This is a genomic window from Galbibacter pacificus, from assembly GCF_029603165.1.
Lineage (GTDB): Bacteria > Bacteroidota > Bacteroidia > Flavobacteriales > Flavobacteriaceae > Galbibacter > Galbibacter pacificus.
This window is the reverse complement of record NZ_JAQSVC010000002.1, coordinates 515,002-540,526: the sequence shown is the minus strand read 5'-3', so window position 1 is coordinate 540,526 and position 25,525 is coordinate 515,002. Positions and strand designations below refer to the sequence as shown.

At 37.9% G+C, this 25,525-nt stretch carries 21 protein-coding genes; 15 read left to right on the top strand and 6 right to left on the bottom strand.

The features are described 5' to 3' along the window. Positions 1 to 270 precede the first annotated feature (270 nt). The 4 genes from ychF (at position 271) to PSF86_RS06840 (ending at position 7,135) form a co-directional block, all read left to right on the top strand. Entirely contained in the window at positions 271 to 1,362 is a 1,092-nt protein-coding gene (gene ychF, locus PSF86_RS06855) for a redox-regulated ATPase YchF (RefSeq protein WP_277899314.1), read from the top strand. A 227-nt stretch (positions 1,363 to 1,589) separates the two neighbouring features. Then, a complete protein-coding gene (locus PSF86_RS06850; protein ID WP_277899313.1) occupies positions 1,590 to 2,507 on the top strand; it encodes a DMT family transporter in 918 nt (305 codons plus the stop codon). Positions 2,508 to 2,607: 100 nt separating this feature from the next. Further along, entirely contained in the window at positions 2,608 to 4,461 is a 1,854-nt protein-coding gene (locus PSF86_RS06845; protein ID WP_277899312.1) for a DNA topoisomerase IV subunit B, read from the top strand. A 52-nt stretch (positions 4,462 to 4,513) separates the two neighbouring features. Next, positions 4,514 to 7,135 (top strand): DNA gyrase/topoisomerase IV subunit A, encoded by a 2,622-nt coding sequence (locus PSF86_RS06840; RefSeq protein ID WP_277899311.1) that lies wholly within the window; start codon positions 4,514 to 4,516, stop codon positions 7,133 to 7,135. On the opposite strand, the gene PSF86_RS06835 is transcribed toward PSF86_RS06840, so the two are convergent. The 3 genes from PSF86_RS06835 to PSF86_RS06825 all read right to left on the bottom strand — a co-directional run bounded on the left by PSF86_RS06835 (position 7,132) and on the right by PSF86_RS06825 (position 8,499). Further along, a complete protein-coding gene (locus PSF86_RS06835; protein ID WP_277899310.1) occupies positions 7,132 to 7,596 on the bottom strand; it encodes an MgtC/SapB family protein in 465 nt (154 codons plus the stop codon). The genes PSF86_RS06840 and PSF86_RS06835 overlap by 4 nt on opposite strands. Positions 7,597 to 7,686: 90 nt before the next feature. Continuing rightward, the gene (locus PSF86_RS06830) at positions 7,687 to 8,070 is read right to left on the bottom strand and encodes a hypothetical protein (RefSeq protein ID WP_277899309.1); all 384 of its coding nucleotides are present in this window, start codon (positions 8,068 to 8,070) and stop codon (positions 7,687 to 7,689) included. Beyond that, entirely contained in the window at positions 8,071 to 8,499 is a 429-nt protein-coding gene (locus PSF86_RS06825) for a helix-turn-helix domain-containing protein (protein WP_277899308.1), read from the bottom strand. A 304-nt stretch (positions 8,500 to 8,803) separates the two neighbouring features. Between PSF86_RS06825 and PSF86_RS06820 the strand changes: the two genes are divergently transcribed. The 4 genes from PSF86_RS06820 to PSF86_RS06805 all read left to right on the top strand — a co-directional run bounded on the left by PSF86_RS06820 (position 8,804) and on the right by PSF86_RS06805 (position 14,272). Continuing rightward, entirely contained in the window at positions 8,804 to 9,937 is a 1,134-nt protein-coding gene (locus tag PSF86_RS06820; protein ID WP_277899307.1) for a M14 family metallopeptidase, read from the top strand. Between the two features lie 100 nt (positions 9,938 to 10,037). Beyond that, positions 10,038 to 10,517: an Lrp/AsnC family transcriptional regulator gene (locus PSF86_RS06815; protein ID WP_277899306.1), complete on the top strand. Its 480-nt coding sequence runs from the start codon at positions 10,038 to 10,040 to the stop codon at positions 10,515 to 10,517. Between the two features lie 98 nt (positions 10,518 to 10,615). After that, positions 10,616 to 13,204 carry a phosphoenolpyruvate carboxylase gene (locus PSF86_RS06810; RefSeq protein ID WP_277899305.1) on the top strand — a complete coding sequence of 863 codons (2,589 nt, stop codon included), beginning with the start codon at positions 10,616 to 10,618 and terminating at the stop codon, positions 13,202 to 13,204. Positions 13,205 to 13,393: 189 nt separating this feature from the next. Further along, entirely contained in the window at positions 13,394 to 14,272 is an 879-nt protein-coding gene (locus tag PSF86_RS06805; protein ID WP_277899304.1) for a YihY/virulence factor BrkB family protein, read from the top strand. Positions 14,273 to 14,291: 19 nt separating this feature from the next. Here PSF86_RS06805 and PSF86_RS06800 read toward each other — a convergent pair whose 3' ends face one another. Both PSF86_RS06800 and uvrA read right to left on the bottom strand, forming a co-directional pair. Beyond that, a complete protein-coding gene (locus PSF86_RS06800; RefSeq protein WP_277899303.1) occupies positions 14,292 to 14,981 on the bottom strand; it encodes an LOG family protein in 690 nt (229 codons plus the stop codon). A gap of 61 nt (positions 14,982 to 15,042) precedes the next feature. Further along, a complete protein-coding gene (gene uvrA, locus PSF86_RS06795; RefSeq protein WP_277899302.1) occupies positions 15,043 to 17,895 on the bottom strand; it encodes an excinuclease ABC subunit UvrA in 2,853 nt (950 codons plus the stop codon). 381 nt (positions 17,896 to 18,276) lie between these two features. Between uvrA and PSF86_RS06790 the strand changes: the two genes are divergently transcribed. Further along, on the top strand, positions 18,277 to 19,959 hold the full coding sequence (locus PSF86_RS06790; protein ID WP_277899301.1) for a leucine-rich repeat domain-containing protein: 1,683 nt from the start codon (positions 18,277 to 18,279) through the stop codon (positions 19,957 to 19,959). A 39-nt stretch (positions 19,960 to 19,998) separates the two neighbouring features. Here the strand turns inward: PSF86_RS06790 and PSF86_RS06785 are convergent, their stop codons facing one another. Beyond that, positions 19,999 to 20,892, bottom strand: a complete 894-nt coding sequence (locus PSF86_RS06785; RefSeq protein ID WP_277899300.1) for a helix-turn-helix domain-containing protein — start codon at positions 20,890 to 20,892, stop codon at positions 19,999 to 20,001. A gap of 181 nt (positions 20,893 to 21,073) precedes the next feature. On the opposite strand from PSF86_RS06785, the gene PSF86_RS06780 reads away from it, so the two are divergent. The 6 genes from PSF86_RS06780 to PSF86_RS06755 are packed head-to-tail and all read left to right on the top strand — an operon-like array spanning position 21,074 to position 25,195. Then, on the top strand, positions 21,074 to 21,811 hold the full coding sequence (locus PSF86_RS06780) for a carboxymuconolactone decarboxylase family protein (protein ID WP_277899299.1): 738 nt from the start codon (positions 21,074 to 21,076) through the stop codon (positions 21,809 to 21,811). A gap of 51 nt (positions 21,812 to 21,862) precedes the next feature. Continuing rightward, positions 21,863 to 22,339 (top strand): cupin domain-containing protein, encoded by a 477-nt coding sequence (locus PSF86_RS06775; RefSeq protein WP_277899298.1) that lies wholly within the window; start codon positions 21,863 to 21,865, stop codon positions 22,337 to 22,339. A gap of 15 nt (positions 22,340 to 22,354) precedes the next feature. Continuing rightward, positions 22,355 to 23,335 (top strand): aldo/keto reductase, encoded by a 981-nt coding sequence (locus tag PSF86_RS06770; protein WP_277899297.1) that lies wholly within the window; start codon positions 22,355 to 22,357, stop codon positions 23,333 to 23,335. Between the two features lie 20 nt (positions 23,336 to 23,355). Then, positions 23,356 to 24,180 carry a DUF4440 domain-containing protein gene (locus tag PSF86_RS06765; RefSeq protein ID WP_277899296.1) on the top strand — a complete coding sequence of 275 codons (825 nt, stop codon included), beginning with the start codon at positions 23,356 to 23,358 and terminating at the stop codon, positions 24,178 to 24,180. After that, positions 24,173 to 24,778 (top strand): flavodoxin, encoded by a 606-nt coding sequence (locus tag PSF86_RS06760; RefSeq protein WP_277899295.1) that lies wholly within the window; start codon positions 24,173 to 24,175, stop codon positions 24,776 to 24,778. Before PSF86_RS06765 ends, PSF86_RS06760 begins: the two co-directional genes overlap by 8 nt. After that, positions 24,779 to 25,195: a helix-turn-helix domain-containing protein gene (locus PSF86_RS06755; RefSeq protein ID WP_277899294.1), complete on the top strand. Its 417-nt coding sequence runs from the start codon at positions 24,779 to 24,781 to the stop codon at positions 25,193 to 25,195. The last annotated feature ends 330 nt before the right edge of the window (positions 25,196 to 25,525 follow it).

Genomic DNA, 25,525 nt, shown 5'->3' with positions numbered 1-25,525 from the left:
CAATGAATGATAAGTATTTGTTAAGCCCGGGGCGATTAAACGTAAATAATAACAGTGTAATGTATTGACTATCAATTTTTTGATAATCATAAAATGATTTATGTATCAACGGAACCGAAAAAAGAAAAAATGCCCTCGCAACGCAAATGGTATAGCGCTGGCCTTACCGGTTTTGTTCCTTGTACAAGTTCTAATATTATCGATAATGCCCAGCATAGATTCTTAAAACTATTACCTATATTTGCACTCGCAAATTTCAAAAACTCATTCATGAAAGCCGGAATTGTAGGATTGCCAAATGTTGGGAAATCAACTTTATTTAACTGCTTATCTAATGCCAAAGCGCAAAGTGCCAACTTTCCGTTTTGTACCATAGAGCCCAATTTAGGGGTGGTAAATGTACCGGACAGCCGGTTGGAAAAATTAGAGTCGTTTGTAAACCCAGAGCGGGTAATGCCCGCTACCGTAGAAATTGTGGACATTGCCGGATTGGTAAAAGGAGCCAGCAAAGGCGAGGGGCTTGGAAACCAGTTTTTGGGCAACATACGCGAATGCAACGCTATAATTCATGTGCTACGTTGTTTTGACAATGACAATATTGTACACGTGGACGGCAATGTAAATCCTATTCGAGATAAAGAAACCATAGATATAGAGCTTCAGCTCAAAGATTTGGAAACAGTAGACAAACGTCTTGAAAAGGTAAACAGGGCCGCCAAAACAGGTGATAAAGATGCACAGAAGGAGCAAGCATTGCTTCAAAAATTTAAAACAGCCCTGGAAAGTGGTATTTCGGCACGTGCCGTTGATGTTAATGAAGACGAAGAGGAGTTTATGAAAAGCTTCCAGTTGCTTACCGCAAAACCAATTCTCTATGTATGCAATGTTGATGAAAGTGCGGCAAAGTCTGGAAACGCGCATGTAGACAAGGTTAAAGAAGCCATAAAAAACGAAAACGCCGAAGTAATTGTTTTGGCCGTTGCCACCGAGGCAGATATAGCCGAACTGGAAGATTATGAAGAACGACAATTATTTTTGGAGGACATAGGCCTTGACGAACCGGGCGCTTCAAAATTGATACGTGCTGCATATAAATTGCTTAACCTTCAAACATATTTTACTGCTGGAGTAAAAGAAGTAAGGGCTTGGACAATTTCCATCGGTGCTACCGCACCACAGGCTGCGGGCGTAATACACACCGATTTTGAAAAGGGTTTTATCCGTGCAGAAGTTATTGGTTATGATGATTATGTAAACTACGGAAGTGAATCCAAAGTAAAAGAAGCCGGTAAAATGCGTGTGGAAGGCAAAGAATATATTGTAAAGGACGGCGATGTAATGCATTTTAGGTTTAATGTATAAAACATCCAAAAAAGCACATAAAAGAGGTTTGAACTGCACCTACAGTTCAAACCTCTTTTTTTATGGCATCAACTCAAACCTATTTTAATCTATTGTTTTTTAATCGATTATGAGTTTTAAGCTGAATTGAATATTGTAGGATTATTTTTCGTTTACGGATAAAAAAAAGAAGAAATTATAATTTTACCAGTAATTCAATAGATCGCTTACCAAAAATTTATAAACCAATGATAAAAAACAAAAAGGGCTTTACGTGGATCGTCATTGCAATCGGCATTTTGGGCGTAATTCTTTTTTCGGCCAAAGCAGTTATGGTAAAATTGGCATATCAGTACAATGTAACTGCTGTTAATTTACTTATGTTCAGAATGTTATTTTCGTTGCCGTTTTATGTGCTGGTTTTGCTCTTTACCAAAAAAAGCGAACAAAAACAGGGAAAAAAAGAATATCTCTGGCTTGTTGTTTTTGGGATAATAGGCTATTATCTGGCCAGTTATTTCGATTTTATCGGACTTCAATATATAAAAGCAAGCATAGAACGTATCATTTTGTTTATCTATCCAACGATAGTGGTCCTGTTATCGCGCATTTTTCTAAAAAGACCCATCACCAAAGTCCAGTTAATGGCCATATTGCTTACTTATTTTGGGGTTGTGGTTTCTTTTTGGGACGAATTGGGCATAGAAGGCTCGCAATTTTTATTAGGGGCTACGTTTATATTTTTAAGCGCATTAACATATGCATCTTATTTAACCGGAAGCGATTGGCTGATACCAAAATTCGGGGTAACCCGTTTTACCTCGTATGCCATGATAATATCTTGTGGTGCCGTGGTTTTGCATTACCTTATTTTCGAGCATACAACTTTACTGGGTTACAACGCAAACGTATATTGGCTGGGGTTGGGCATGGCCTTGCTCTCCACGGTTATTCCTTCGTATTTGGTATCGTATTGCATTAAGGAAATAGGAGCTTCTAATTTTGCAATTTTAGGTGGATTGGGACCCATTTCTACCATAATTTTGGCTTCCATATTTTTGGGCGAACGTTTAACAATGCTTCAGTTGGGAGGCACATTATTGGTAATTGTAGGAATAATAGCCATATCATTAAACAAATCAACTTACAAAAAGTCAGGTTCTTAACAATTTCAGTAAAAAGCTTGTTAATTACTTTAGCAGTAAGGGGTTTCATATTAAACGATGAAACATTATATTAGCAACGAAACCCATTTCTAATATTTTTATGTCAGAAACTACTAAGTATACAGAAGATAATATACGTTCGTTGGATTGGAAGGAGCATATCCGTATGCGACCTGGGATGTACATTGGGAAATTGGGCGACGGCTCTTCTGCAGACGATGGTATTTATATCCTGATAAAAGAGGTGCTTGACAACTGTATAGACGAATTTGTCATGGGGGCCGGCAAAACCATTGAAGTTTCCATTCAGGGAAACAAAGTGATTATAAGGGATTACGGTCGGGGCATCCCGCTGGGAAAAGTAGTGGATGTAGTGTCTAAAATGAATACCGGTGGTAAATACGACACGCGCGCCTTTAAAAAATCGGTGGGATTAAATGGGGTCGGGACCAAAGCGGTAAATGCCTTGTCTACCTATTTTAGGGTCGAGTCTAACCGCGACAACAAATCCAAAGCCGCCGAATTCGAACAGGGAAACCTTGTAAACGAAGAAGAACTGGATGAAACCAGTAGAAGGAGGGGGACCAAAGTTTCTTTTGTGCCCGACGAGAGCATTTTTAAAAACTATAAATTCCGCAATGAATACATCGAGAAAATGGTACGTAATTACGTATACCTCAATCCGGGGTTAACCATTGTATTCAACGGGGAAAAGTTTTATTCGGAAAACGGTTTAAAAGATTTATTGGAAGATACCACCAATAAAGACGATATGCTTTACCCTATTATCCATTTAAGGGGAAACGACATAGAAGTGGCCTTAACGCATAGCAGGACTCAATACAGCGAGGAGTACCATTCGTTTGTTAATGGGCAAAACACCACGCAAGGGGGAACGCACTTGGCAGCTTTCCGGGAGGCTATTGTAAAGACATTGCGCGATTATTACGGAAAAAATTACGATGCTTCCGATATCAGAAAATCAATTATAGGGGCTATTTCCATTAAAGTAATGGAGCCTGTTTTTGAAAGCCAGACCAAAACAAAACTGGGCTCGACCGATATGGGCGGCGACCTGCCAACGGTAAGAACCTACATAAACGATTTTATTGGCACGCAACTGGATAATTTTTTGCATAAAAACCCAGAAGTTGCCGATAAGGTACAACGAAAAATATTGGCTGCGGAGCGCGAGCGAAAAGAACTTTCCGGTATTAGGAAACTGGCCAAGGAACGGGCTAAAAAAGCAAGCCTGCACAATAAAAAACTCAGGGATTGCCGGGTTCATTTGGGAGATACCAAAAATGAACGCGCACTGGAAACAACCCTGTTCATTACCGAGGGAGACTCTGCTTCGGGTTCCATTACAAAATCCAGGGATGTCAATACACAAGCCGTATTTAGTTTACGTGGAAAACCGTTGAATACCTACGGAATGTCCAAAAAAATTGTGTATGAAAATGAAGAGTTCAATCTTCTTCAAGCAGCTTTGAACATAGAAGAATCTATGGAAGACCTGCGGTACAACAACATTGTAATTGCTACCGATGCCGATGTTGACGGGATGCACATACGTTTGCTGTTAATTACCTTTTTCTTGCAGTTTTTTCCAGAATTGATAAAAGAAGGACATTTATACATACTCCAAACCCCGCTTTTTAGAGTGCGAAACAAAAAAGAAACTATTTATTGCTATAGCGAGGACGAAAGAAAAGCGGCCATTGAAAAGCTAAAGGGGAAACCCGAAATAACCCGATTTAAGGGGCTGGGTGAAATATCTCCGGATGAGTTCAAACATTTTATCGGCGATGATATCCGTTTGGACCCCGTAATGCTGGACAAAGCCATGTCCATAGAAAGTCTATTGGAATTTTACATGGGCAAGAATACCCCTGACCGGCAAAAATTTATCATAAATAATCTTCGAGTAGAACTTGATGTAGTTGAAGATTAAGTATTAAAAATCAATAGTTCATAAAATAAAAAAAAGAACCTGCTAATTTTGTATGGAAGAAAATACAGAACTCAATCCGGAAGAAAATAACAATCAGGAAACAATAACGCGCGTAGGCGGAATGTACCAAGACTGGTTTCTGGATTATGCATCATATGTAATTTTAGAACGTGCAGTACCCGCCATAGAAGATGGTTTTAAACCGGTACAGCGCAGAATTATGCATTCTTTGAAAGAACTGGACGATGGCCGTTACAACAAAGTGGCCAATATTGTCGGGCATACCATGCAGTACCACCCGCATGGCGATGCCAGTATTGGGGACGCCATGGTACAAATCGGCCAAAAAGACCTGTTAATAGACACCCAAGGAAACTGGGGCAACATATTAACCGGCGATAGCGCCGCAGCACCGCGATATATTGAAGCCCGTATTTCTAAATTTGGGCTCGAAGTAGTTTATAGCCCAAAAATTACAGAATGGCAACTTAGCTACGACGGAAGAAAAAAAGAACCCATCAACCTTCCGGTAAAATTCCCGCTTTTATTGGCTCAGGGCGCAGAAGGAATTGCTGTCGGGCTCTCCACAAAAATCCTGCCGCACAACTTTGTAGAACTTATAGATGCCTCCATTAAGCACTTAAAAGGAAAACGCTTTACTATTTACCCAGATTTCCCAACGGCCGGGATTATGGACGTTACCAATTATAACGACGGGAATAGGGGCGGAAAAGTACGTGTTCGTGCCAAAATCTCTCAATACGATAAAAACACGCTTGTAATCAACGAGATTCCATTTGGCACCAATACTTCCAGTCTGATAGATTCCATTTTAAAAGCAAACGACAAAGGGAAGATTAAAATAAAGAAAATTGAAGACAACACTGCTGCCGAAGTAGAAATTCTAGTGCATTTGCCATCGGGGATCTCCCCCGATAAAACCATTGATGCACTTTATGCCTTTACGGCCTGCGAAACATCAATTTCTCCATTGGCATGTGTAATTGAAGATAACAAGCCCTTGTTTATCGGGGTGAGCGAAATGCTAAGGCGCTCTACCGACAATACGGTACAATTACTAAAACAGGAGCTTGAAATTCAATTAAACGAGTTAGAAGAACAATGGCATTTTGCATCACTGGAACGTATCTTTATCGAGAACAGGATTTACCGCGATATCGAAGAAGAGGAAACATGGGAAGGGGTAATCAGTGCTATCGATAAAGGGCTAAAACCTCATATAAAACATTTAAAAAGACCCGTAACGGAAGAAGACATTGTTAGGTTGACCGAAATAAGGATCAAGCGTATTTCTAAATTTGATATCGATAAAGCCCAGCAAAAAATTGACGCCCTTGAAGAAGATATTGCAAAGGTGAAGCATCATTTGGGACATCTTATTGATTTTGCAATTGATTATTTCACTCATCTGAAAAAAACTTACGGTGAAGGACGGGAGCGTAAAACAGAAATAAGGATTTTCGACGATATTGAAGCGTCAAAGGTTGTTATAAGAAACACAAAACTCTACGTAAACCGAAAAGAAGGCTTTATTGGCACTTCCCTAAAACGGGACGAATATGTTTGCGATTGCAGCGATATAGACGACATTATTGTATTTACCGCTACCGGGGTCATGATGGTAACCAAGGTAGACACCAAAACGTTTATCGGGAAAGACATTATCCATGTTGCCGTGTTCAAGAAAAAAGACAAGCGCACCATTTACAACATGATTTACAAAGACGGTAAAGGTGGCGCTACTTATATTAAGCGTTTTTATGTGTCGAGCACTACCCGCGACAAGGAATACGACCTAACAAATGGCAAGTCGGGTTCTTATGTGCATTACTTTTCGGCCAACCCGAACGGCGAAGCAGAAGTTGTTACCGTTTTCTTGCGTCAGGTAGGAAGCATTAAAAAATTAAAATGGGATGTGGATTTTGCCGATATTATGATAAAAGGACGAAACTCCAAAGGAAATATCGTAAGCAAATATGCCATTAAACGCATCGAACTTAAAGAAAAAGGGGTTTCTACCTTAAAACCGCGCAAAATATGGTACGACGAAACCGTGCAAAGGCTAAATGTAGATGGGCGAGGCGACCTTTTGGGAGCGTTTAAAGGAGAAGACAAATTGCTTATAATCACCCAAAATGGAATAGCAAAAACGGTGACCCCAGAATTAACCATGCATTTTGAAAGCAATATGATTGTTTTGGAAAAATGGAACCCTAAAAAGCCTGTCTCGGCCATTTATTACAACGGCGAAAAAGAATTGTTTTACGTAAAACGGTTTTTAATTGAAAACGAAGGAAGGGAAGAATCTTTTATATCGGAACACCCAGACTCTCAATTGGAGATTGTTTCTACAGATTGGAGACCCGTGGTTGATGTGGAATTTACCAAGGAAAGAGGTAAAGAGCGTAAACCAAACATGGAAGTTAATATTGAAGAGTTTATTTCAATAAAAGGCATTAATGCTATTGGAAATCAGTTAACTAAAGAAAAAATAAATCAAATAAACATTCTAGATCCATTACCATTTGAAGAACCCGAAGAAGTCGAGCCAAAAGATATGGAAGTAAATGATGAAGAAAACGTTAGTGCCGAAAACGACAATGAAAATAACACTTCAAAAAAAGGGGACGATGGCCCAACATTATTTGATTAATCGTCGGTTCTTTTTTTATTTTTTTCAATTTTTGTGTCGACATACCCAAAAACTACATTTATAAGCACCACCAAGATTGTCATGAGGGCAAGTTCCACATAAAGTCCCGCGGCCGCCAAGCAACCGGCAGCAGCACTGCACCATATGGTGGCGGCAGTTGTAAGCCCTTTTATTTTATCTTCTTTTTGAAGTATCACGCCAGCACCCAAAAAGCCAATCCCGACAATTACCTGGCTTAATACCCTAGTAATATCCACCCCGAACTGGTGCTCGTACTGCAAGGAAATAATTACAAAAGTACAAGCGCCAATGGCCACCAAAGTATTTGTTTTTAAACCGGCACTTTTTCCTTTGTACTCCCTTTCCAAACCAATAAGCAGCCCCGATATAGTGGCGGCTGTTGTTTTAAGGATAAAATTGGGTGCATTTATGCTTTCCGTTATCAATTCAATACCAATCATACTTAAAAATATGAAAATTCTTAATATTCATATATTTAAATACGCACAAAATTGTTTTTATGAAGAAATTACCTAGGTCTGTGAAGGCTATTAAAGGTCGTTAATTTTGATAGCAGTACCTTTTTGTTTGTTTTTTTTATCCCCAACGGCAGAATACTCAAAAAGATAGGTATTCTTATTGGTCGTAAGGATTTTCATGTGTATCGCCTTGGCATCGTTTCTCGATTTTGGGTTTATTTTTTTCACAATAAACTCGCAATCGTTGATCCACCGCACTGTGTTGGAGTCTATTTCGTTTTCATAATAATCCACTTCAATAGAATCGTTTCTAACAAACCTGCTTGTTTTTTCTTCGCCGTTAATTTTATAGGTAAATTCGAATTCACCGGTTTTAAAATCGCTGCAATTTCTTTCGGTCTGGTAGCATGAAGAAAACATTAAAAAGCACAATAAAAACAATACAGGATACTTCATTTAGTTTGAATTTTTATATTCTTCAAAGGTACCATTCTTATAAAAGACTACAATGCGGGCAATTTCATTTTTTTGCACAGGACCCGATATTGTATCAATCGGTGCTTCATTTGCGGATTGTTGGTTATCTATTTCAGTATTTTCGTCCTCAGTACCTGCAAACAAGTTTGATGCAGTGGACGAAACTCCCTTTTCTTCAACTTCAGCAGGAAAACTTCCTTTTCCGTTAAGGAGCCAGTAAAGCTCTACTTCTGGAAAATTATGAAGAATTCTCATGATAAAATCCAAACTAGGATTGTTCCTTCCCGATAACAAATGTGAAATAGAGGAACGTTGCACCCCAATTTTATCTGCAAAAGCCGAAGCTGATAAATCGTAATAATCCAACACTTTTTCCAGCCGTTCTATAAATTCTTCCTTGTTTACCATTGTAAACCACGTTTTGATAGTAGCGAATGTTACAAATGTAAACATTATAACTGATTTATCCAATAATTAATGCAATATTAGTCTATTTATACTCAATTTTATATTTAGATAGTTACATTTAAATAATTGAAATATAGTAAATTAAACTAATTATATAAAAATCGTGAAATGTACATGTTAATCCGTATACAAATGGAAACAATTTGACATTGGAATGATATAAGGATAGTTTACATTTGTTACTTTATTTAGTTTACATCTGTGAACTAATATAATTTTACATTTGTAAACCTTAAAAGTAGCTATGGATTTAATTACCTTTTACACAACAGCATATTCAACTTATAAAGAGACAAAAATTACCGGTAGATATCTTACCCAACTGGATATTGAACCTATTTTAAAAAAATATGAGGCGGCTTTTAAAATTTCGCATATTGGCAATTCTGTTTTACAAAAACCCATTCACACCATATATATAGGCAATGGTAAAAAAAGGATTTTAATGTGGTCGCAAATGCACGGAAACGAATCGACCACGACAAAAGCCGTGTTGGATTTGCTTTGCTTTATACAAAACAATGAAGCTTTTCGCACCTATATTATAAACAACTTTACCTTGTGCATCATCCCGATGCTCAATCCAGATGGGGCTGCTGCATATACACGGGTAAACAGTAATGAAGTGGACCTTAACAGGGATGCACAAAACTTGTCGCAACCCGAAAGCAGACTTTTGCGCAATGTTTTTAATGAGTTTGAGCCTCATTTCTGCTTTAATCTGCACGATCAGCGTACCATATTTAGTGCGGGAAAATCCAGGCACCCGGCAACGGTTTCTTTTTTAACGCCTGCTGAAGACAAAGAAAGAAAGGTTACCGCCAACAGAAGGAAAAGTATGGAAGTCATTGCAGCCATAGATAAAATATTGCAAAAATTTATTCCAAAACAAGTAGGAAGGTACGACGACGGTTTTAACCTTAATTGCGTGGGGGATACGTTTCAATCGATGGGTGTTCCAACCATTTTATTTGAATCTGGCCATTTCCCAGACGATTACGAACGGGAAGAAACCCGAAAATACATAGCATATGCATTGGTTGCAGCTATTAATTATATTGGTGAAACCGAAATAACCGGCAAAAAATATCATGGTTATTTTGAAATCCCTGAAAACGATAAGCTGTTTTATGATGTCATTTTAAGGAAATTTCCTGTCAAAACTAAAAATGGTATTGAATATAAAGACATAGCAGTGTTCTTTAAGGAAACATTATTAAATGATAAAATAGAGTTTATCCCTTCTGTGGAGCATATAGAGCCACATTTACACTTTTATGGGCATAAGGAATTAACTATGAGTAAAATAGAAGTAGCGCCTGTTGAAATTGACAGGTTAAACAATAGTTATTTAACAGAATTTTTAAAGAAAATTTAAAGAAATTAAGGTTTTGTTAAAAAAATATTTAGCAAACGATTATGGATTATTCAATTTTTTTTATTTTTTTTGCTTATTCTTTAAAGATAATAAAATAACTATGGCGAAATTTAAATTAGACGAGGTAGACCATCAAATTCTTGACATGTTGATTGAAAATACCCGAACCCCCTTTACGGATATTGCAAAAAAACTTTTGATATCGGCGGGTACAGTTCATGTTAGGGTGAAGAAAATGGAGGATGCCGGCATTATTAAAGGCTCCTCACTAACTCTTGATTATGTTAAATTAGGGTATTCTTTTATAGCATATGTTGGAATTTTCTTAGAGAAAACGCATCAGACCAAGTTTGTTTTAGAGCGGCTAAACCAAATTCCTTACATAACAGTGGCGCATATTACCACAGGGAAATTCAATATTTTCTGTAAAATAAGGGCAAAAGATACAAAACATGCCAAAGAGATAATTTTCAAGGTAGACGATATTGACGGTGTATCCCGGACAGAGACCATGATTTCATTGGAAGAAAGTATCAATGATAAACGTAGGTTAATGCACACTATTTTTAACGATTTGTAAAATATCTGTTTAAAATCTATAATCAAGCCCTCTCAATACTTATTTTGAGAGGGTTTTTTGTACTTTTACGTGAAACCAAAATATTACAAAAATAGTATATGCTAAGAAAACCGAAAATAGACCGATTTAATGAAAGTGTATTATCCAGATATCAAATTTACAACAGTATTTTCATCACGCTCCCATTTGATGAAATAACAAATACTGGGGTTTTGTTGCCGTTATTTTCTGAAACATGTGAAAAAGGCTATGAGGAAAACAAAAACCCTTCAGAAATTGTAAGTCGTTTTTTTGATAAATATTACGAAAAACCTTCGGATGCTGATAAATTCGACCTTCTTTTTAGGTTTATTCAATACATAGAACGACAGGTTGTGTTATTTGACGCCATTGAAGACGCAACCTTTCCGGTGGTAAACAATATGGATGGCAGGGGAACCCTGCGAAATGTAAAAGAAGAAGCCGAGGCCAAAAACAAAATGGGCGAGTTAAAGTCGTACTTAAAACATTTTAAAGTACGTCCCGTTTTAACGGCACACCCTACTCAATTTTACCCGGGTTCTGTTTTGGGAATTATAACCGATCTGGCCGAAGCCATTCGTAACAACGATCTCAATTACATAAAAAAATTACTGGCGCAGTTGGGGAAAACTCCTTTCTTTAAAAAGGAAAAACCAACTCCATTTGATGAAGCCGTTAGTTTAATCTGGTATTTAGAACATGTGTTCTACCAATCTTCAAGCCAGATATTTAATTATATACAAAACAATATTTTTAGCGATGAAGAACTCAACAACCAAGTATTAAACTTAGGTTTTTGGCCAGGTGGCGACAGGGACGGGAACCCGTTTGTAACTACAGACATTACCCTGAAAGTTGCCGACAGGCTCCGTAGTACCGTTCTAAAAAATTACTACAGGGACGTAAGAAGGCTCCGCAGGAGGATTACTTTTGAGTTTGTGGACAAACTTATAACAGATCTGGAGTCTAAACTGTACGAAAATATCTTTTTAGAGAGTGGAAGAACTACCATTTCTGCGGAAGAAACCATGAATACTCTGCTCGAAATTAGGGAGATTCTTGTGGCCAAACACCAATCGTTGTTTGTAGAAGAAATTAACGACCTTATTAATAAAATGAAACTCTTTGGGTTCCATTTTGCAAGTTTGGATATACGTCAAGATTCCAGGGTACATCACAATGTATTATCCAACATTGTTAAAGAATCACTTGAAATGGGGCTGGATATCTTCCCTAAAAACTACGAAAAGCTTTCAGAAGAACAGCAAATAAAAGCCCTTGGAAAAGTTGTCGGGAAAGTAAACCCGAGCCTTTTTAAACACGAAATGAGCCGCGTTACGCTAGAATCCATTTATGCCATGAAAACCATTCAGCAAAATAATGGAGAGCTGGGCTGTAACCGCTACATTATAAGCAACAACGGAAGCGTTCTCAATGTTATGGAAGCATTTGCCATGATACGCATGTGCGATTGGGAACAGCCAACGGCAGATGTTATTCCATTGTTCGAAACCGTAGACGATTTAGAAGATGCCCATAATGTTATGGAGACCCTGTATACCAACAAATCGTATGCGGCACACTTAAAAAGACGCGGGAACAAACAGACCATTATGCTCGGTTTTTCCGATGGAACAAAAGATGGCGGTTATTTAATGGCCAATTGGAGTATTTACAGGGCCAAAGAAGCACTTACGGCAATTTCCCGTAAATATAATGTGAAAGTAGTGTTCTTTGATGGTAGGGGAGGCCCACCAGCACGTGGAGGCGGAAAAACACACCAGTTTTATGCTTCGTTGGGGCCAACTATTGAAAACGAAGAAGTACAATTAACCATTCAGGGCCAGACCATTAGTTCTAATTTTGGAACATTGGATTCCTGCCAGTATAATATGGAGCAACTTATAAGCTCTGGTATTGCCAACAACGTTTTTGCAGATGAAAAAGACAGATTGAGCGATGTAGACCGCGATACTATGAACCGCCTGGCCGAAATAAGTTACAAAGCTTATGTTGACTTTAAAAAGCATCCTAAGTTTTTACCTTATTTAGAGCGGATGAGCACCTTGAAATATTATGCCAAAACCAATATAGGAAGTAGGCCTTCCAAAAGAGGGAAGTCCGATAAGTTGGTCTTTTCCGATTTAAGGGCAATTCCATTTGTGGGAAGCTGGAGCCAATTAAAACAAAATGTACCCGGATTCTATGGTGTGGGCATTGCCATACAGGCATTTGTCGATAATAAGGAGTTCGACAAAGTACAATCGTTATACAACAATTCGGCATTCTTCAGGACCCTTTTGGAAAACAGTATGATGAGTTTGACCAAATCTTTCTTTAAGCTTACGGCCTATATGGAAAAAGACAAGGAGTTTGGTGCTTTCTGGAAAATTATCCATGAAGAATACGAGCGAAGCAAAAAAATGCTGCTCAAGGTAACCGGATATTCCGAACTGATGGAAGACACGCGTTCCATGCGGGCTTCTATTCAAGTAAGGGAGAAAATAGTATTACCGTTGCTTACCATTCAGCAGTTTGCACTTAGGCAGATCCAAGAATTACAGGCGTCCAAAAAAGAAGTAGACCCAGAATTGTTGGAAATATACGAACGCATGGTTACCCGCTCTTTGTTTGGTAACATTAACGCGAGTAGGAACTCGGCTTAAAAGCGTTTTTGACAAAGTTTGAATAATTTAAAAGCTGTTAAATATCTTTTGTGGATACTTTAACAGCTTTTTTCTTATATAAAAGATATATTTAAAATAAGATTGTCCGTAGTTCATTATACCAATACCGGGCAGGCAAACATTAATTATTCAGGGCTCATCTTGGTGGGCAAATTAAATTGTCTTTTTATGAAATTAAAAACGGGCTTTTCCATCATAAAAAAAACATTCAAGCATTGGTTAGACCTTGACCCCTTTGCAAAAAGCGCCATAATTGCCTATTATGCCTTGTTTTCCCTGCCTTCTTTATTACTGATTGTAATCTGGGTGAGCAGTATATTTTTTGGAAGGGAAGCCGTACAGGGCCATATTACTTCTGAATTTTCCGGTCTAATAGGTAGTGGTCCCGCTGAAGCAATAGAAAGCATGATTACCAGTGCCAGCATCAACAGCAATTCTACGCTGAATATTGTTATAAGTGCCAGTACGCTTCTTTTTGGTGCAACGGGCGTATTTTATCAACTTCAAAAAACCCTCAATATTATTTTTGAAGCAGCAGAAGACAATACCAATTTTAAAAAGATGGTGGTAGACAGGCTTATTTCTTTCGGTATGATTATGGCCATTGGTTTCCTACTTATAATTTCCTTGATAATATCGGCCGGCATTTCGGTATTGAACAACTACCTTAAAAATTATTTTCCCGAAATAACCGTAGCATTGGTCTCCTTCTTCAATTTTATAATTTCCTTGACCATAATAACCGTTTTATTTGCAGCTGTATACAGGTTTTTGCCAAATAGGAGGGTGCGTTGGAAAACCGCTTTTATTGGGGCCATTATAACAACATTGTTGTTTTTACTGGGAAAAACATTATTGGGATATTATTTCGGGCAGACAGCCCCGGCCTCGGTATATGGTGGCGCAAGCTCTGTAGTGCTTATATTATTATGGGTATACTATACGGGATTGATATTTTTTATGGGGGCAGAATTTACCATGGTGTATTCCGAGCACCAAAAAAATAAAAAGAAACCTGTTCCGGCCGTAGGGCAAGAACAGGTATAATTTTTTTGACCGTTTTGAGTTAGAAATTCGGACTCAAATTGTATTTTTTATAAAATGCATTGAGCACTTCTACCACTTCATCTTCGGTATCTACGACTTTGACCAAATCGAGGTCTTTAGGGCTTACATTGTTGTTTGCCTCCAATAAAGTTGTTTTTACCCAGTCCATCAATCCGCCCCAAAAATCGCTTCCCACTAAAATTATAGGGAACATGGCTATTTTTTTGGTCTGTATAAGTGTAATGGCCTCAAAAAGTTCGTCCAAGGTACCAAAGCCACCGGGCATGACCACGAAGCCTTGAGAATACTTTACAAACATAACCTTCCGCACGAAAAAATAATCAAAGTCCAGATTTTTATCACTGTCAATATACGGGTTGTCGTGCTGTTCAAAAGGGAGTTCTATATTTAGCCCCACAGAAGTTCCCCCGGCAAGGTGTGCCCCTTTGTTTCCGGCTTCCATAATTCCCGGTCCGCCACCAGTAATAACGCCATAACCGGCTTCTACAATTTTCTTTGCTATATTTTCTGCTAGTTGATAATATGCATGATCGGGTTTTGTACGGGCCGATCCAAAGATAGATACACAGGGGCCAATCCGACTTAGTTTTTCATACCCGCTAACAAACTCGCCCATTATTTTAAATATGGCCCATGAGTCGTTTGTTTTAATCTCGTTCCAACCCTTGCTGTGTTGTTCTTTTCTCATATATCAAAATATTTTGTTTGTTCATTCTATTTTCCTGCATGTTTTGGGTGCAGGAACATTTTTAGCCTTCTTGCATACTATTGGCCATGAGCTCTTTCTTTAAATAGGTGGCCGTATAGCTTTTTTTGTTGTTGGCAATCTCTTCTGGTGTACCCGTTGCAATAACCTTTCCACCACTTTTACCGCCTTCGGGGCCAATATCAATAATATGATCTACCATTTTTATTACATCCAGGTTATGCTCAATAATAAGTACTGTATTTCCTTTATCGGTAAGGGTGTTCAATACGCCCATTAATACGTTGATATCTTCAAAATGTAGCCCTGTTGTAGGCTCGTCCAAGATGTAAAAAGTATTTCCCGTATCTTTTTTGGATAGCTCGGTAGCCAATTTTACGCGTTGCGCCTCGCCTCCGGAAAGGGTAGTAGACTGTTGCCCAAGCGTAATGTAGCCCAAACCAACATCTTGCAATGTAGCCAATTTGCGGTGTATTTTAGGAATGTTCTCAAAGAAATTAACAGCCTCGTTAATGGTCATTTCCAGCACATCGGCAATAGATTTTCCTTTGTAGCGTATTTCAAGGGTCTCTCTGTTAAAGCGCTTTCCATTGCAAGTTTCGCAAGCCACGGTAACATCGGGCAAAAAATTCATTTCTATAACCCTTACGCCGGCACCTTGGCAGGTTTCGCAACGGCCGCCTTTTACGTTAAAGCTAAACCTTCCCGGCTTGTACCCGCGTATCATGGCTTCTGGGGTTTGCGTGAACAACGTGCGTATTTCACTAAACACCCCGGTATATGTAGCCGGGTTGGACCGTGGTGTACGGCCAATGGGCGATTGATTAATGTCGATAACCTTGTCTATATGCTCCAGCCCCTTAATGCTTTTGTATGGCATTGGGACTTTTACTGCATTAAAAAAATGTGCGTTTAAAATAGGGTAGAGCGTCTCGTTGATTAAAGTAGATTTGCCGCTTCCCGAGACCCCGGTAACGCCAATCATTTTGCCAAGTGGAAACTCTACGTTTACCTTTTTTAGGTTATTGCCCGTACATCCTTTTAAAACAATGGATTTTTTGTTTCCCTTCCTACGTTTTTTGGGGACTTCAATTTCTTTTTTCCCGGTAATGTAATCTGCGGTAAGGGTATGGTATTGTTTCAATGCAGCCGGTGGGCCTTCTGAGATGATCTCGCCGCCCATTTTTCCCGCTTTCGGGCCAATGTCTATTACATGGTCGGCTCGTTCTATCATATCCTTGTCGTGTTCTACCACGATAACGGAATTCCCGATATCCCTTAAAGATTCCAATGATTTAATCAACCGGTCGTTATCCCGTTGGTGGAGCCCGATGCTCGGTTCGTCCAAAATATACAAAACCCCTACCAGTTGAGAACCTATTTGCGTGGCCAGACGTATACGCTGTGCCTCGCCCCCCGATAAGGATTTAGAACTTCTGTTAAGCGACAGGTAATCCAGGCCAACATCCAGTAAAAAACTGATGCGAGCATTGATTTCCTTTAAAATTTCTTCGGCTATTTTTAATTGTTTTTCTGAAAGACTTTTTGGAAGCTCCTTAAAAAAAGTTGCCAGCTCTATCATGTCCAAAGAGGCCAGTTGAGCAATGTTTTTTTCGTTCACCTTAAAATAAAGCGATTCTTTCCGCAAACGGGTGCCGTTACAAGTTGGGCAATCTACCTTGTCCATATAGCCCTTTGCCCAACGGCGGATGGAACTGGAGCCACTTTCGTCGAACTGATTTTTTATAAAGCTTATAATCCCTTCAAAATCTATTTTATAATCGCGGGTAATGCCCAGTGTTTTGGATTCTATCGAGAATTTTTCATTTCCACCGTGAAGAATGACTTCCATTGCTTCCTTTGGAATATCCTTAATGGCATCGGTCAATTTAAAATCAAACCGTTGGGCTATTACCTCCAGTTGCTTGAAAATCCATGACTTTTTATATTCTCCCAAGGGGGAGATCCCGCCCGATTTTATACTTGAATTTTCATTGGGAATAATTTTTTCAAGGTTTACTTCATAAATACGCCCTAAGCCACTGCATGTTGGGCACATTCCCTTGGGGGAGTTGAACGAAAACGTATTGGGCTCTGGATTGGGGTACGAAATCCCCGAGGTAGGACACATTAAATTCCGACTAAAAAAGCGTACATCGCCATTGTCATTATCGATTACCATTAAAACGTCGTCGCCGTGGTACATGGCAGTATTTATGGTCTCGCCCAAACGCTTGGCCGTATTTTCGCTATTGTCTACCTGTAGCCTGTCTATTACAATTTCAATATCGTGAGTTTTGTAACGGTCCAGTTTCATGCCCTTTTCCAGGTCTTTTATTTCGCCATCCACCCGAACCTTAACAAAGCCCTGTTTGGAAATTTGTTCAAATAGCTCCCTGTAATGCCCCTTTCTACTGCGTATTATGGGTGCCAAAACATTAATGCGCTTATCCTTAAAATCGGCAAGGATTAAATCTCGTATTTGTTCGTCGCTATAGCTCACCATTTTTTCTCCGGTGTTATAGCTATACGCATCGGCGGCGCGTGCAAACAACAATCTTAAAAAGTCATAAATCTCGGTAATGGTGCCAACAGTAGACCGTGGCGACTTGGAAGTAGTTTTTTGCTCGATGGCAATAACAGGGGAGAGCCCGTCTATTTTATCTACGTCTGGGCGCTCCAAACCGCCCAGAAACTGCCGGGCATAAGCCGAAAAGGTTTCAATATAGCGGCGTTGCCCCTCGGCGTAAATGGTATCGAAGGCCAAAGAGGATTTCCCGCTTCCGGAAAGCCCCGTGATAACCACCAATTTTTCCCTGGGAATTGTAACATCTATATTTTTAAGGTTATGGACCCTGGCGCCTTTAACCTCTATATTTTCCTCAAAATTTGTCATACAAAATGCAAAACCACAAAGTTACGATTTTAAGTGGTAAAAGGGAAGCAAGTATGGTTTGTAATTTTATTAGTTAAAAAGATGGGCAATGGGTAATTGTTGAAAAAAAGAAATGTTATTGGCTAAATAGTCAATACATATTGCTTCAAATAAGTAATTAGGGAGGGACAATTAAAAATCAATTCATCAACCGGTGCTCTTTTGGGCTGTATCCGGCACTTTTATATACATGCGGCTAAAATATTACGGGTACTTAAAACCGAGTTTGGATGCTATTTCAAAAATGTTTCACACTAAAAAAAAGAACATATTGAAAATATATAATTATTTATAGTATATTCACATAGCCTAAACAATAAATTACTTTTCAACCAACTAACTATGAGAATCTTTTTCTACCTACTATTTACAGCCATCGTTACTATTTCATGTAATAAGGACAACGAAGAAATTAATACGCCTAAAATAACTACAAAAGTAGAAGGGAGGCAAGTATTTCAAATTGACTTTACAACTTTCAATCAAAAAAATGAATCAAAAAAAGCAACAAGCAGCCCCGATACTTTCTTTGCATTGATCAGCATTAACGATGCTAACGGCGACGCAGTTTTTACAAGGGAAAAAGTTGAAGTTTTTGAGCAAGGGGAAAAATATATAACCGAAGAAATAATACTTAAATCAGGAAGTTACAACTTAACTGAATTTATCTTGATTAATGCCGATAATATAGTAATTGCCATGACTCCCAAGGCAAATTCGGCTTTGTCTAAATCAGCTCAAAATACATTGCCATTTAGTTTTAATGTAAAAGAAGAAAAACTGACTATTACATCTACAGAAAATATAAGTACGGAGGGGTATACTGAGGCAGATTTTGGATATGAAAAGTTAGATATAGACTTCCCTGAAGCTACAGATTTTTTCAGCCTGATTGTTGATGAATCAATCATAACCACGACAAAGACTATTGTTATAAAATCAATTGCAAATTCAAATTTTAAAATAGATTGGGGAGATGGAACTACTGATGATTATTTTTCTGTAATAAGCAATACTACAGAAGATAGTGAACAAAACCATACCTATACAACTAAGGGGGTTTATACCATAAAAATAAGTGGGCCGCTAGAAGCCATACAAGAATTAAGATTTAATTGCAATGACGGGCAAAACGATTATCAAAGTAATTTAATTTCGGCAGATATAAGTAAGTTAAGCTTGCTTAATTATTGTGAATTTTATGCCGGCAAACTTACAACCTTAAATACCTCGAAGAATCCTGCTCTAGAACAATTATCGTTAGGATACAATCAAATAACCAATTTGAACTTTGAGAACAATCTTAAATTAAAAAATGTATTCCTAAGGTATAATCAATTAGCTGATATTGATGTTTCTAAAAATTTAGATTTAGAGTTTTTATGGGTAACCGGAAATTCTATTTCCAGTTTAAACATTTCTAATAATACAAACTTAAAAGTATTATTAGCTCGCGAAAATCAATTAAACACTTTAGACCTATCAAAAAATTTAAGCTTAAAAAGAATCGATCTATCTGATAATAAATTAAAAGAGTTAGATATTTCAAAAAACACAAGTTTAGAAGAAATAAACATTGGGAGAAATTTACTTACCGGTATTGATGTTTCAAAGAATACGGGGCTTATACGTATTGATTTATATGGAAATCAAATAGCTGCTATTGATTTATCGCTAAATGTTAAATTAAAAAACCTATATATAGACAGCAATCTTTTAAATGACATAGATTTATCTAAAAATCCAGAGATAGACCGTTTAATTATTGAGAATAATAATCTTACAGCGTTAGATATCACCAATAATCCTAAAATTTTTGATCTTCATATTGGCGGAAATCAATTTAACGACACTCAACTTGATGAATTAATATCCCTAATTTATGACCGAGCAGTTTTAAATTCAATTTTTGATGGTTATATAGATTTTAACAACAACCCTGGTTCTAATACCATAAATAGTACCACCACCGAGAAAATAAATGATCTAAAGACTACTTATAATTGGTCTTTCAATAATAACTAGGCTAGTGTTTTAAAAATGGGGAGGCAATTTCTAGAATATTCAATTCATCAACCGGTAATCATTAGGTGAAGCCCCTGTAATTTTCTTAAACATTTTACTAAAGTGTTGCGGGTACTTAAAACCAAGTTCGTAGGCTATTTCAGAAATACTTTTAGATGGATCGAAAATACGCTCCTTAGCAATACTAATTAGCTTTAATTGAATATGCTCCTGCGGTGACTTACCTGTTTCTTTTTTAATCATATCCCCCAAATAATTAGGAGAAATAAATAGTTGTTCAGCACAATAAGCTACAGACGGCAATCCCAGCTTTTCAGGCTTCTCCGAATGGAAATAATCATTAAGTAACTTTTCAAAACGGACTATAATATCTTGGTTTGCATTGGTTCGGGTAATAAACTGCCTGTCGTAAAACCGCACACAATAATTTAAGAATAATTCTATATTAGAAATAACCAGACTCTTGGTATGTTTGTCTATAAGTTGCTTCAATTCATGGTTGATTTTTGTAAATATATCTTTAATCATGTCTCTTTCGGGCACCGAAAGATGCAAAGCCTCGCTTACTTCATAATTAAAAAATGTATATTCCTGTATATGCTGCCCAAGGGCGGTTCCAAGAATAAAATCGGGATGGAAAACCAAAGCAATTCCTTTAGGTTGGTAATACTCGGCTTTGTTTTCGCCAATTACCTGTCCAGGGGCAAGAAAAACAAGTGTTCCCTCTTCATAATCGTAATAATTGCAGCCATAGCGAAGATCGCCACATTTTATTTCCTTGAAGAAAATTACATAAAAATTATAACGAAAACGGGTAAATTGTCTCGGTTTAGCTTTCGATAGGTCAATAATACCCACAAGCGGATGCAGTGCTTCGTTATTGTTAAAATCGCAGTATTGTTTTATGGTGTCGAAAGTGATAATACCGTCCATTTTTTTGTAATTTTTTTTAAATATAATACTTGTTATTCATTAAAAATCAAATATATACCTTAAAAAGTAATCTGTATTAGTATAACAGTAATTGGTATACATGAATAGCCTTCATGACTTCGGATATTTGTAACAAGTACTAAGAATTAGTTTTAAAGTACAAACATAAATTAAATAAATCATGCACATACCTATAGTTTTCTCAGCCTTTTCTTTTTTATTTTTTACAGTAGGGGTTATAAACCCTGTAAATGCTTCAGAAGGAACGTGGTTTCAAGAAACACTTACCGAAAAAGATAAATCGTTGATATTGGTAGCATCCTACACGGCCAATGGCAACTTAAAAAAACTAAAAAGCGCTCTAAATGATGGACTTGATAATGGATGGACCGTAAATGAGCTAAAGGAGGCCATTGTGTATTTATATACATATTGTGGATTTCCGCGTAGCATAAGAGGCCTTCAAACTTTTATTACCGTGCTTGACGACAGAAAGGCAAAAGGGATTAAAGATATATGGGGGCCGAAAGCATCCCCAATAAAAGATGAACGAGCTAAATACGACAGGGGAAAAGCAAACCTTTACAAATTGGTGGGCACAAAACTGGATGGGCCAAAAAAGGGATATGCCCAGTTTTCTCCAGAAATCGAAGTATTTTTAAAAGAACATTTGTTTGCCGATATTTTTGAGCGTGATGTGCTTACCTATAAAGAAAGGGAATTGGTAACCATCTCTGTTATTGCAAGTATACAAAAGGCCGAGCCCATGCTGCGCTCGCATATGAATATCTGTTTGATACAAGGCTGGACAGAAGCTCAGCTTCATGATTTTACTAAAATAATTAAGCATCGTGTTGGAAAGCAAGAAGGAAATGATGCCCAAACTGTATTGAATGAATTATTACAATCAAAAAAATAAGCAGTAAACGGGTTTATTGCCATTCATCAGCAACCCAAAAATTATAGAACCATGAAAGTCCAATTCGTTTTAATTATAAGTTTTTTAATAGGGTTAACATCCTGTACGGATACAAAAAATAAAAATTCAAAAAACACATTATCGCTCTATCCAAAAGGAGAAAAAATAAACAATAGCAACTTTGTCGGGACTGCTTATTTAACAGGCTTGATAATAGCAGATAGCATTAATAAAAACAGTGTTGGAAATGTAACTTTTGAACTCGGTGCCCGATCTAATTGGCACATGCATCCAAGTGGACAAATTTTGTTGGCAACCGGAGGTGTTGGGTATTATCAGGAAAAAGGAAGCCCCAAACGAATATTACGCAAAGGAGATGTTGTAAAATGTCCTGCCAATATTCCGCATTGGCACGGTGCAAGTGCAGAAAATGAGTTTGTACAGATAGCCATTACAGGAAGGGAAAAAGGGCCCACGAAATGGTTGAAATCTGTTACCGATGAAGAATATGCAACTGGCAATAAATAATTAAAATATAAAACGATGAAAAAAAGAATGTTGGGAAATAGCAGGTTAGAAGTGTCTGCATTAGGACTGGGTTGTATGGGGTTAACTTTTGGATATGGCCCGGCTACCGATAAAAAACAAGCAATTAAGCTTATACGCGAAGCTTACGAACAGGGAGTTACTTTTTTTGACACCGCTGAAGCTTATGGCGTCGCCAATGAACAATTGATAGGGGAGGCATTGGAACCTTTTAGAAAAGAAGTGGTGATAGCTACTAAATTCGGATTTAAAAACGGCGATTCCGGTCAAGGCCAGGACAGCCGTCCGGAACGGATTCGGGAGGTAGCCGAAAAATCGCTCAAACATTTAAAAACAGATGTTATCGATTTATTTTACCAACACCGGGTAGACGCCAATGTGCCTATGGAAGATGTTGCCGGAACTGTAAAAGACCTTATTAAAGAAGGAAAGGTAAAACATTTTGGGCTTTCGGAAGCCGGAGTAAATTCCATACGCAAAGCACACGCCGTACAACCGGTAACGGCATTGCAAAGCGAGTATTCGTTATGGTGGCGCGAACCCGAAAAAGAAATTATACCAACATTGAAAGAACTGGGCATTGGTTTTGTACCCTTTAGTCCGCTTGGAAAAGGGTTTTTAACAGGGAAAATCAATGCGGATACCGAATTTGATAAAACCGATTTTAGAAATATCGTTCCGCGCTTTAGCGAAGAAAACCGCAAAGCAAATCAGGCACTGGTAAATGTATTGGGAGAAATAGCAGCCCATAAAAATGTCACGCCAGCACAAATAGCCTTAGGTTGGCTGTTGGCACAAAATCCATGGATAGCTCCCATTCCCGGAACCACAAAACTACATAGGTTAACAGAAAACATAGGTGCGGCATCTATTAATTTATCGCTTACAGAATTATTGGAAATAGATAGTGCCTTTGCAAAAATAAAAGTACAGGGCGACCGCTACCCCAAACATTTACAAGAACGCGTAGGAAAATAATTAACTAACAATTGAAAAAGATGAAACATTTATTATTAATAGCAATGTGTATTGCTTCAACCACTCAAATAAGAGCTCAAGAAACCCCTATTTTTTCAAAAGGAGAAAAAGCCCCCAATGTGCACCATACGGGAGATGTATGGCTCAATCATATAAGCAGTGCCAACAATACCCATAACTACAATGTAGTTGTTGCTACTTTTGCGCCCAATGCCAAATTGGACTGGCATGTGCATCCGGGCGGACAACAGTTGTTAATTACCGAAGGAACCGGATATTATCAGGAGCGAAACAAACCAGTGCAAATAGTAAAACAAGGCGATGTAATTAATTGCGGTCCAGGGGTAGAACACTGGCATGCGTCAACCCCAACCACATCTTTTGCATATTTGGCTGTAACGGCCAATCAACCTACACAATGGTTGAAAAGTATTTCCGAAGAAACGTATCAAAATATAAATGTTGCCTCGGTTACCAGAGAAGAAATCAAAGAACTTTCTAAAAAGAAATGGCAATGGATGGCCGATAAAAATGTAAAGGAATTAACCAAACTTTTCCATAAAGACGCACAATTTGTACACATGGGAGGCGCTTGGGGAACAGATAGAGAACTTGCCATTATAGAAAGTGGCGGTATATGGTATAAAAAGGCAGACATCCATGAAGTAAACGTGGATGTAATAGGAGATACGGCAATTCTTTTAAACCGCATTACCCTGTTGGCAGAAGTAGGGGGTAACGAAGTAACCAATCCTTTTATGGTAACCGAGGTTTATAAAAAGCAAAATGGCAGCTGGAAATTGGCCAATTTATCTTTTGTTAAACTACTTACAAATAATGAATAAAACATTCAAAATATATTTTCTTTTACTAATAATAATCACTCCTGTGTTTTATTGTAGTTGTAATGCCCAAGAATCAAAAAAAGAAAACACTTTAATTGTTTACCTCTCGCGTACCAACAATACCAAGGCACTGGCAGAAATCATTCAAAAAAAAGTAGGAGGGGAGCTGGTGGCCATTGAACTGGAAAAACCTTACCCAGAAGACTATAAAGCCATAGTGGCACAAGTAGCAGAAGAAAACCAATCGGGTTACCAGCCGCCATTAAAAACGCAAATAGACAATTTTAACGCATACAACACTGTATTTGTAGGATTTCCTACGTGGGGCATGCAGCTACCACCGTCAATAAAGAGTTTTTTACATCAATATGATATGAGTGGTAAAACCGTAATTCCTTTCAATACCAATGCCGGTTATGGCGTTGGCAATAGTTTTGAAACTGTACACAGCATGTGCCCAAATGCAACAATCTTAAAAGGGTTTTCGACCAAAGGGGGGATTGAAAGGGACGGCATTTATTTTGTAATGGAGGGCGCCAAGAAAACAAAAGTCGAAGAAGAAGTTATAAAATGGCTACGGCAGCTAAAGTTATACTAGATGAAGGGCAGTAATCACCATACAGTCACAAGCATAGCAAACCAGCGTATTTCGAATGCCTTTTTTGTCCTTTTAAACAATGAGTTTTCTAACAAGGAGCTTAAAAACAGCCCTCGGTTAAGAACTCCTGGCGATTTTGCAAAACAACTAAACATCCATGTAAACCATTTAAACCGCGTATTAAAACAGACGGCACAAAAAACAACCAGTCAATTAATAAAAGAAAAGGTTTTAAAAGAAGCCAAATACCTATTAAAAGAAAAACATTGGAACATTGCCGAGATTGCATATGCCCTGGGCTTTAAAGAAGCTACACATTTCAGCAATTTTTTCAAGAAACATGCCCGTATAACGCCACAGGGTTTTAGAAAATGTTTGAATGTTGTATGTTATTGTTTGATGGATGTATGTTTATAGGAAAAACAAAAATTAAATTTGAACATATAAATTAGTTAGCAGTTATGTACAAAATATCTTGTTTATAGTAGCTGTACATTTAATGAAAAAAAAGCTGCCCGTTTGGGCAGCTTTTTTTTGAGGCTCAAAAGCCCGGTAGATACGTTACGGGCTTAACCGCATACGTAGAATAACCATCTGTATAGGTAATATACTGCTCGGGATACGTCCACTAACGTATCTGGACATATTCGGAACCCCGTCGGACACCGATTTATGCATGGTATTGAAAAAACAAAAAAGAGAGGGTTTGTAAAATCCTCTTTTCTTCAAGATAAACAAGGTTTTTTT

Coding starts and splice junctions, on each gene's coding strand:
- ychF (WP_277899314.1), top strand. CDS start 271: ATGAAAGCCGGAATTGTAGGATTGCCAAATGTTGGGAAATCAACTTTA.
- PSF86_RS06850 (WP_277899313.1), top strand. CDS start 1,590: ATGATAAAAAACAAAAAGGGCTTTACGTGGATCGTCATTGCAATCGGC.
- PSF86_RS06845 (WP_277899312.1), top strand. CDS start 2,608: ATGTCAGAAACTACTAAGTATACAGAAGATAATATACGTTCGTTGGAT.
- PSF86_RS06840 (WP_277899311.1), top strand. CDS start 4,514: ATGGAAGAAAATACAGAACTCAATCCGGAAGAAAATAACAATCAGGAA.
- PSF86_RS06835 (WP_277899310.1), bottom strand. CDS start 7,596: ATGATTGGTATTGAATTGATAACGGAAAGCATAAATGCACCCAATTTT.
- PSF86_RS06830 (WP_277899309.1), bottom strand. CDS start 8,070: ATGAAGTATCCTGTATTGTTTTTATTGTGCTTTTTAATGTTTTCTTCA.
- PSF86_RS06825 (WP_277899308.1), bottom strand. CDS start 8,499: ATGGTAAACAAGGAAGAATTTATAGAACGGCTGGAAAAAGTGTTGGAT.
- PSF86_RS06820 (WP_277899307.1), top strand. CDS start 8,804: ATGGATTTAATTACCTTTTACACAACAGCATATTCAACTTATAAAGAG.
- PSF86_RS06815 (WP_277899306.1), top strand. CDS start 10,038: ATGGCGAAATTTAAATTAGACGAGGTAGACCATCAAATTCTTGACATG.
- PSF86_RS06810 (WP_277899305.1), top strand. CDS start 10,616: ATGCTAAGAAAACCGAAAATAGACCGATTTAATGAAAGTGTATTATCC.
- PSF86_RS06805 (WP_277899304.1), top strand. CDS start 13,394: ATGAAATTAAAAACGGGCTTTTCCATCATAAAAAAAACATTCAAGCAT.
- PSF86_RS06800 (WP_277899303.1), bottom strand. CDS start 14,981: ATGAGAAAAGAACAACACAGCAAGGGTTGGAACGAGATTAAAACAAAC.
- uvrA (WP_277899302.1), bottom strand. CDS start 17,895: ATGACAAATTTTGAGGAAAATATAGAGGTTAAAGGCGCCAGGGTCCAT.
- PSF86_RS06790 (WP_277899301.1), top strand. CDS start 18,277: ATGAGAATCTTTTTCTACCTACTATTTACAGCCATCGTTACTATTTCA.
- PSF86_RS06785 (WP_277899300.1), bottom strand. CDS start 20,892: ATGGACGGTATTATCACTTTCGACACCATAAAACAATACTGCGATTTT.
- PSF86_RS06780 (WP_277899299.1), top strand. CDS start 21,074: ATGCACATACCTATAGTTTTCTCAGCCTTTTCTTTTTTATTTTTTACA.
- PSF86_RS06775 (WP_277899298.1), top strand. CDS start 21,863: ATGAAAGTCCAATTCGTTTTAATTATAAGTTTTTTAATAGGGTTAACA.
- PSF86_RS06770 (WP_277899297.1), top strand. CDS start 22,355: ATGAAAAAAAGAATGTTGGGAAATAGCAGGTTAGAAGTGTCTGCATTA.
- PSF86_RS06765 (WP_277899296.1), top strand. CDS start 23,356: ATGAAACATTTATTATTAATAGCAATGTGTATTGCTTCAACCACTCAA.
- PSF86_RS06760 (WP_277899295.1), top strand. CDS start 24,173: ATGAATAAAACATTCAAAATATATTTTCTTTTACTAATAATAATCACT.
- PSF86_RS06755 (WP_277899294.1), top strand. CDS start 24,779: ATGAAGGGCAGTAATCACCATACAGTCACAAGCATAGCAAACCAGCGT.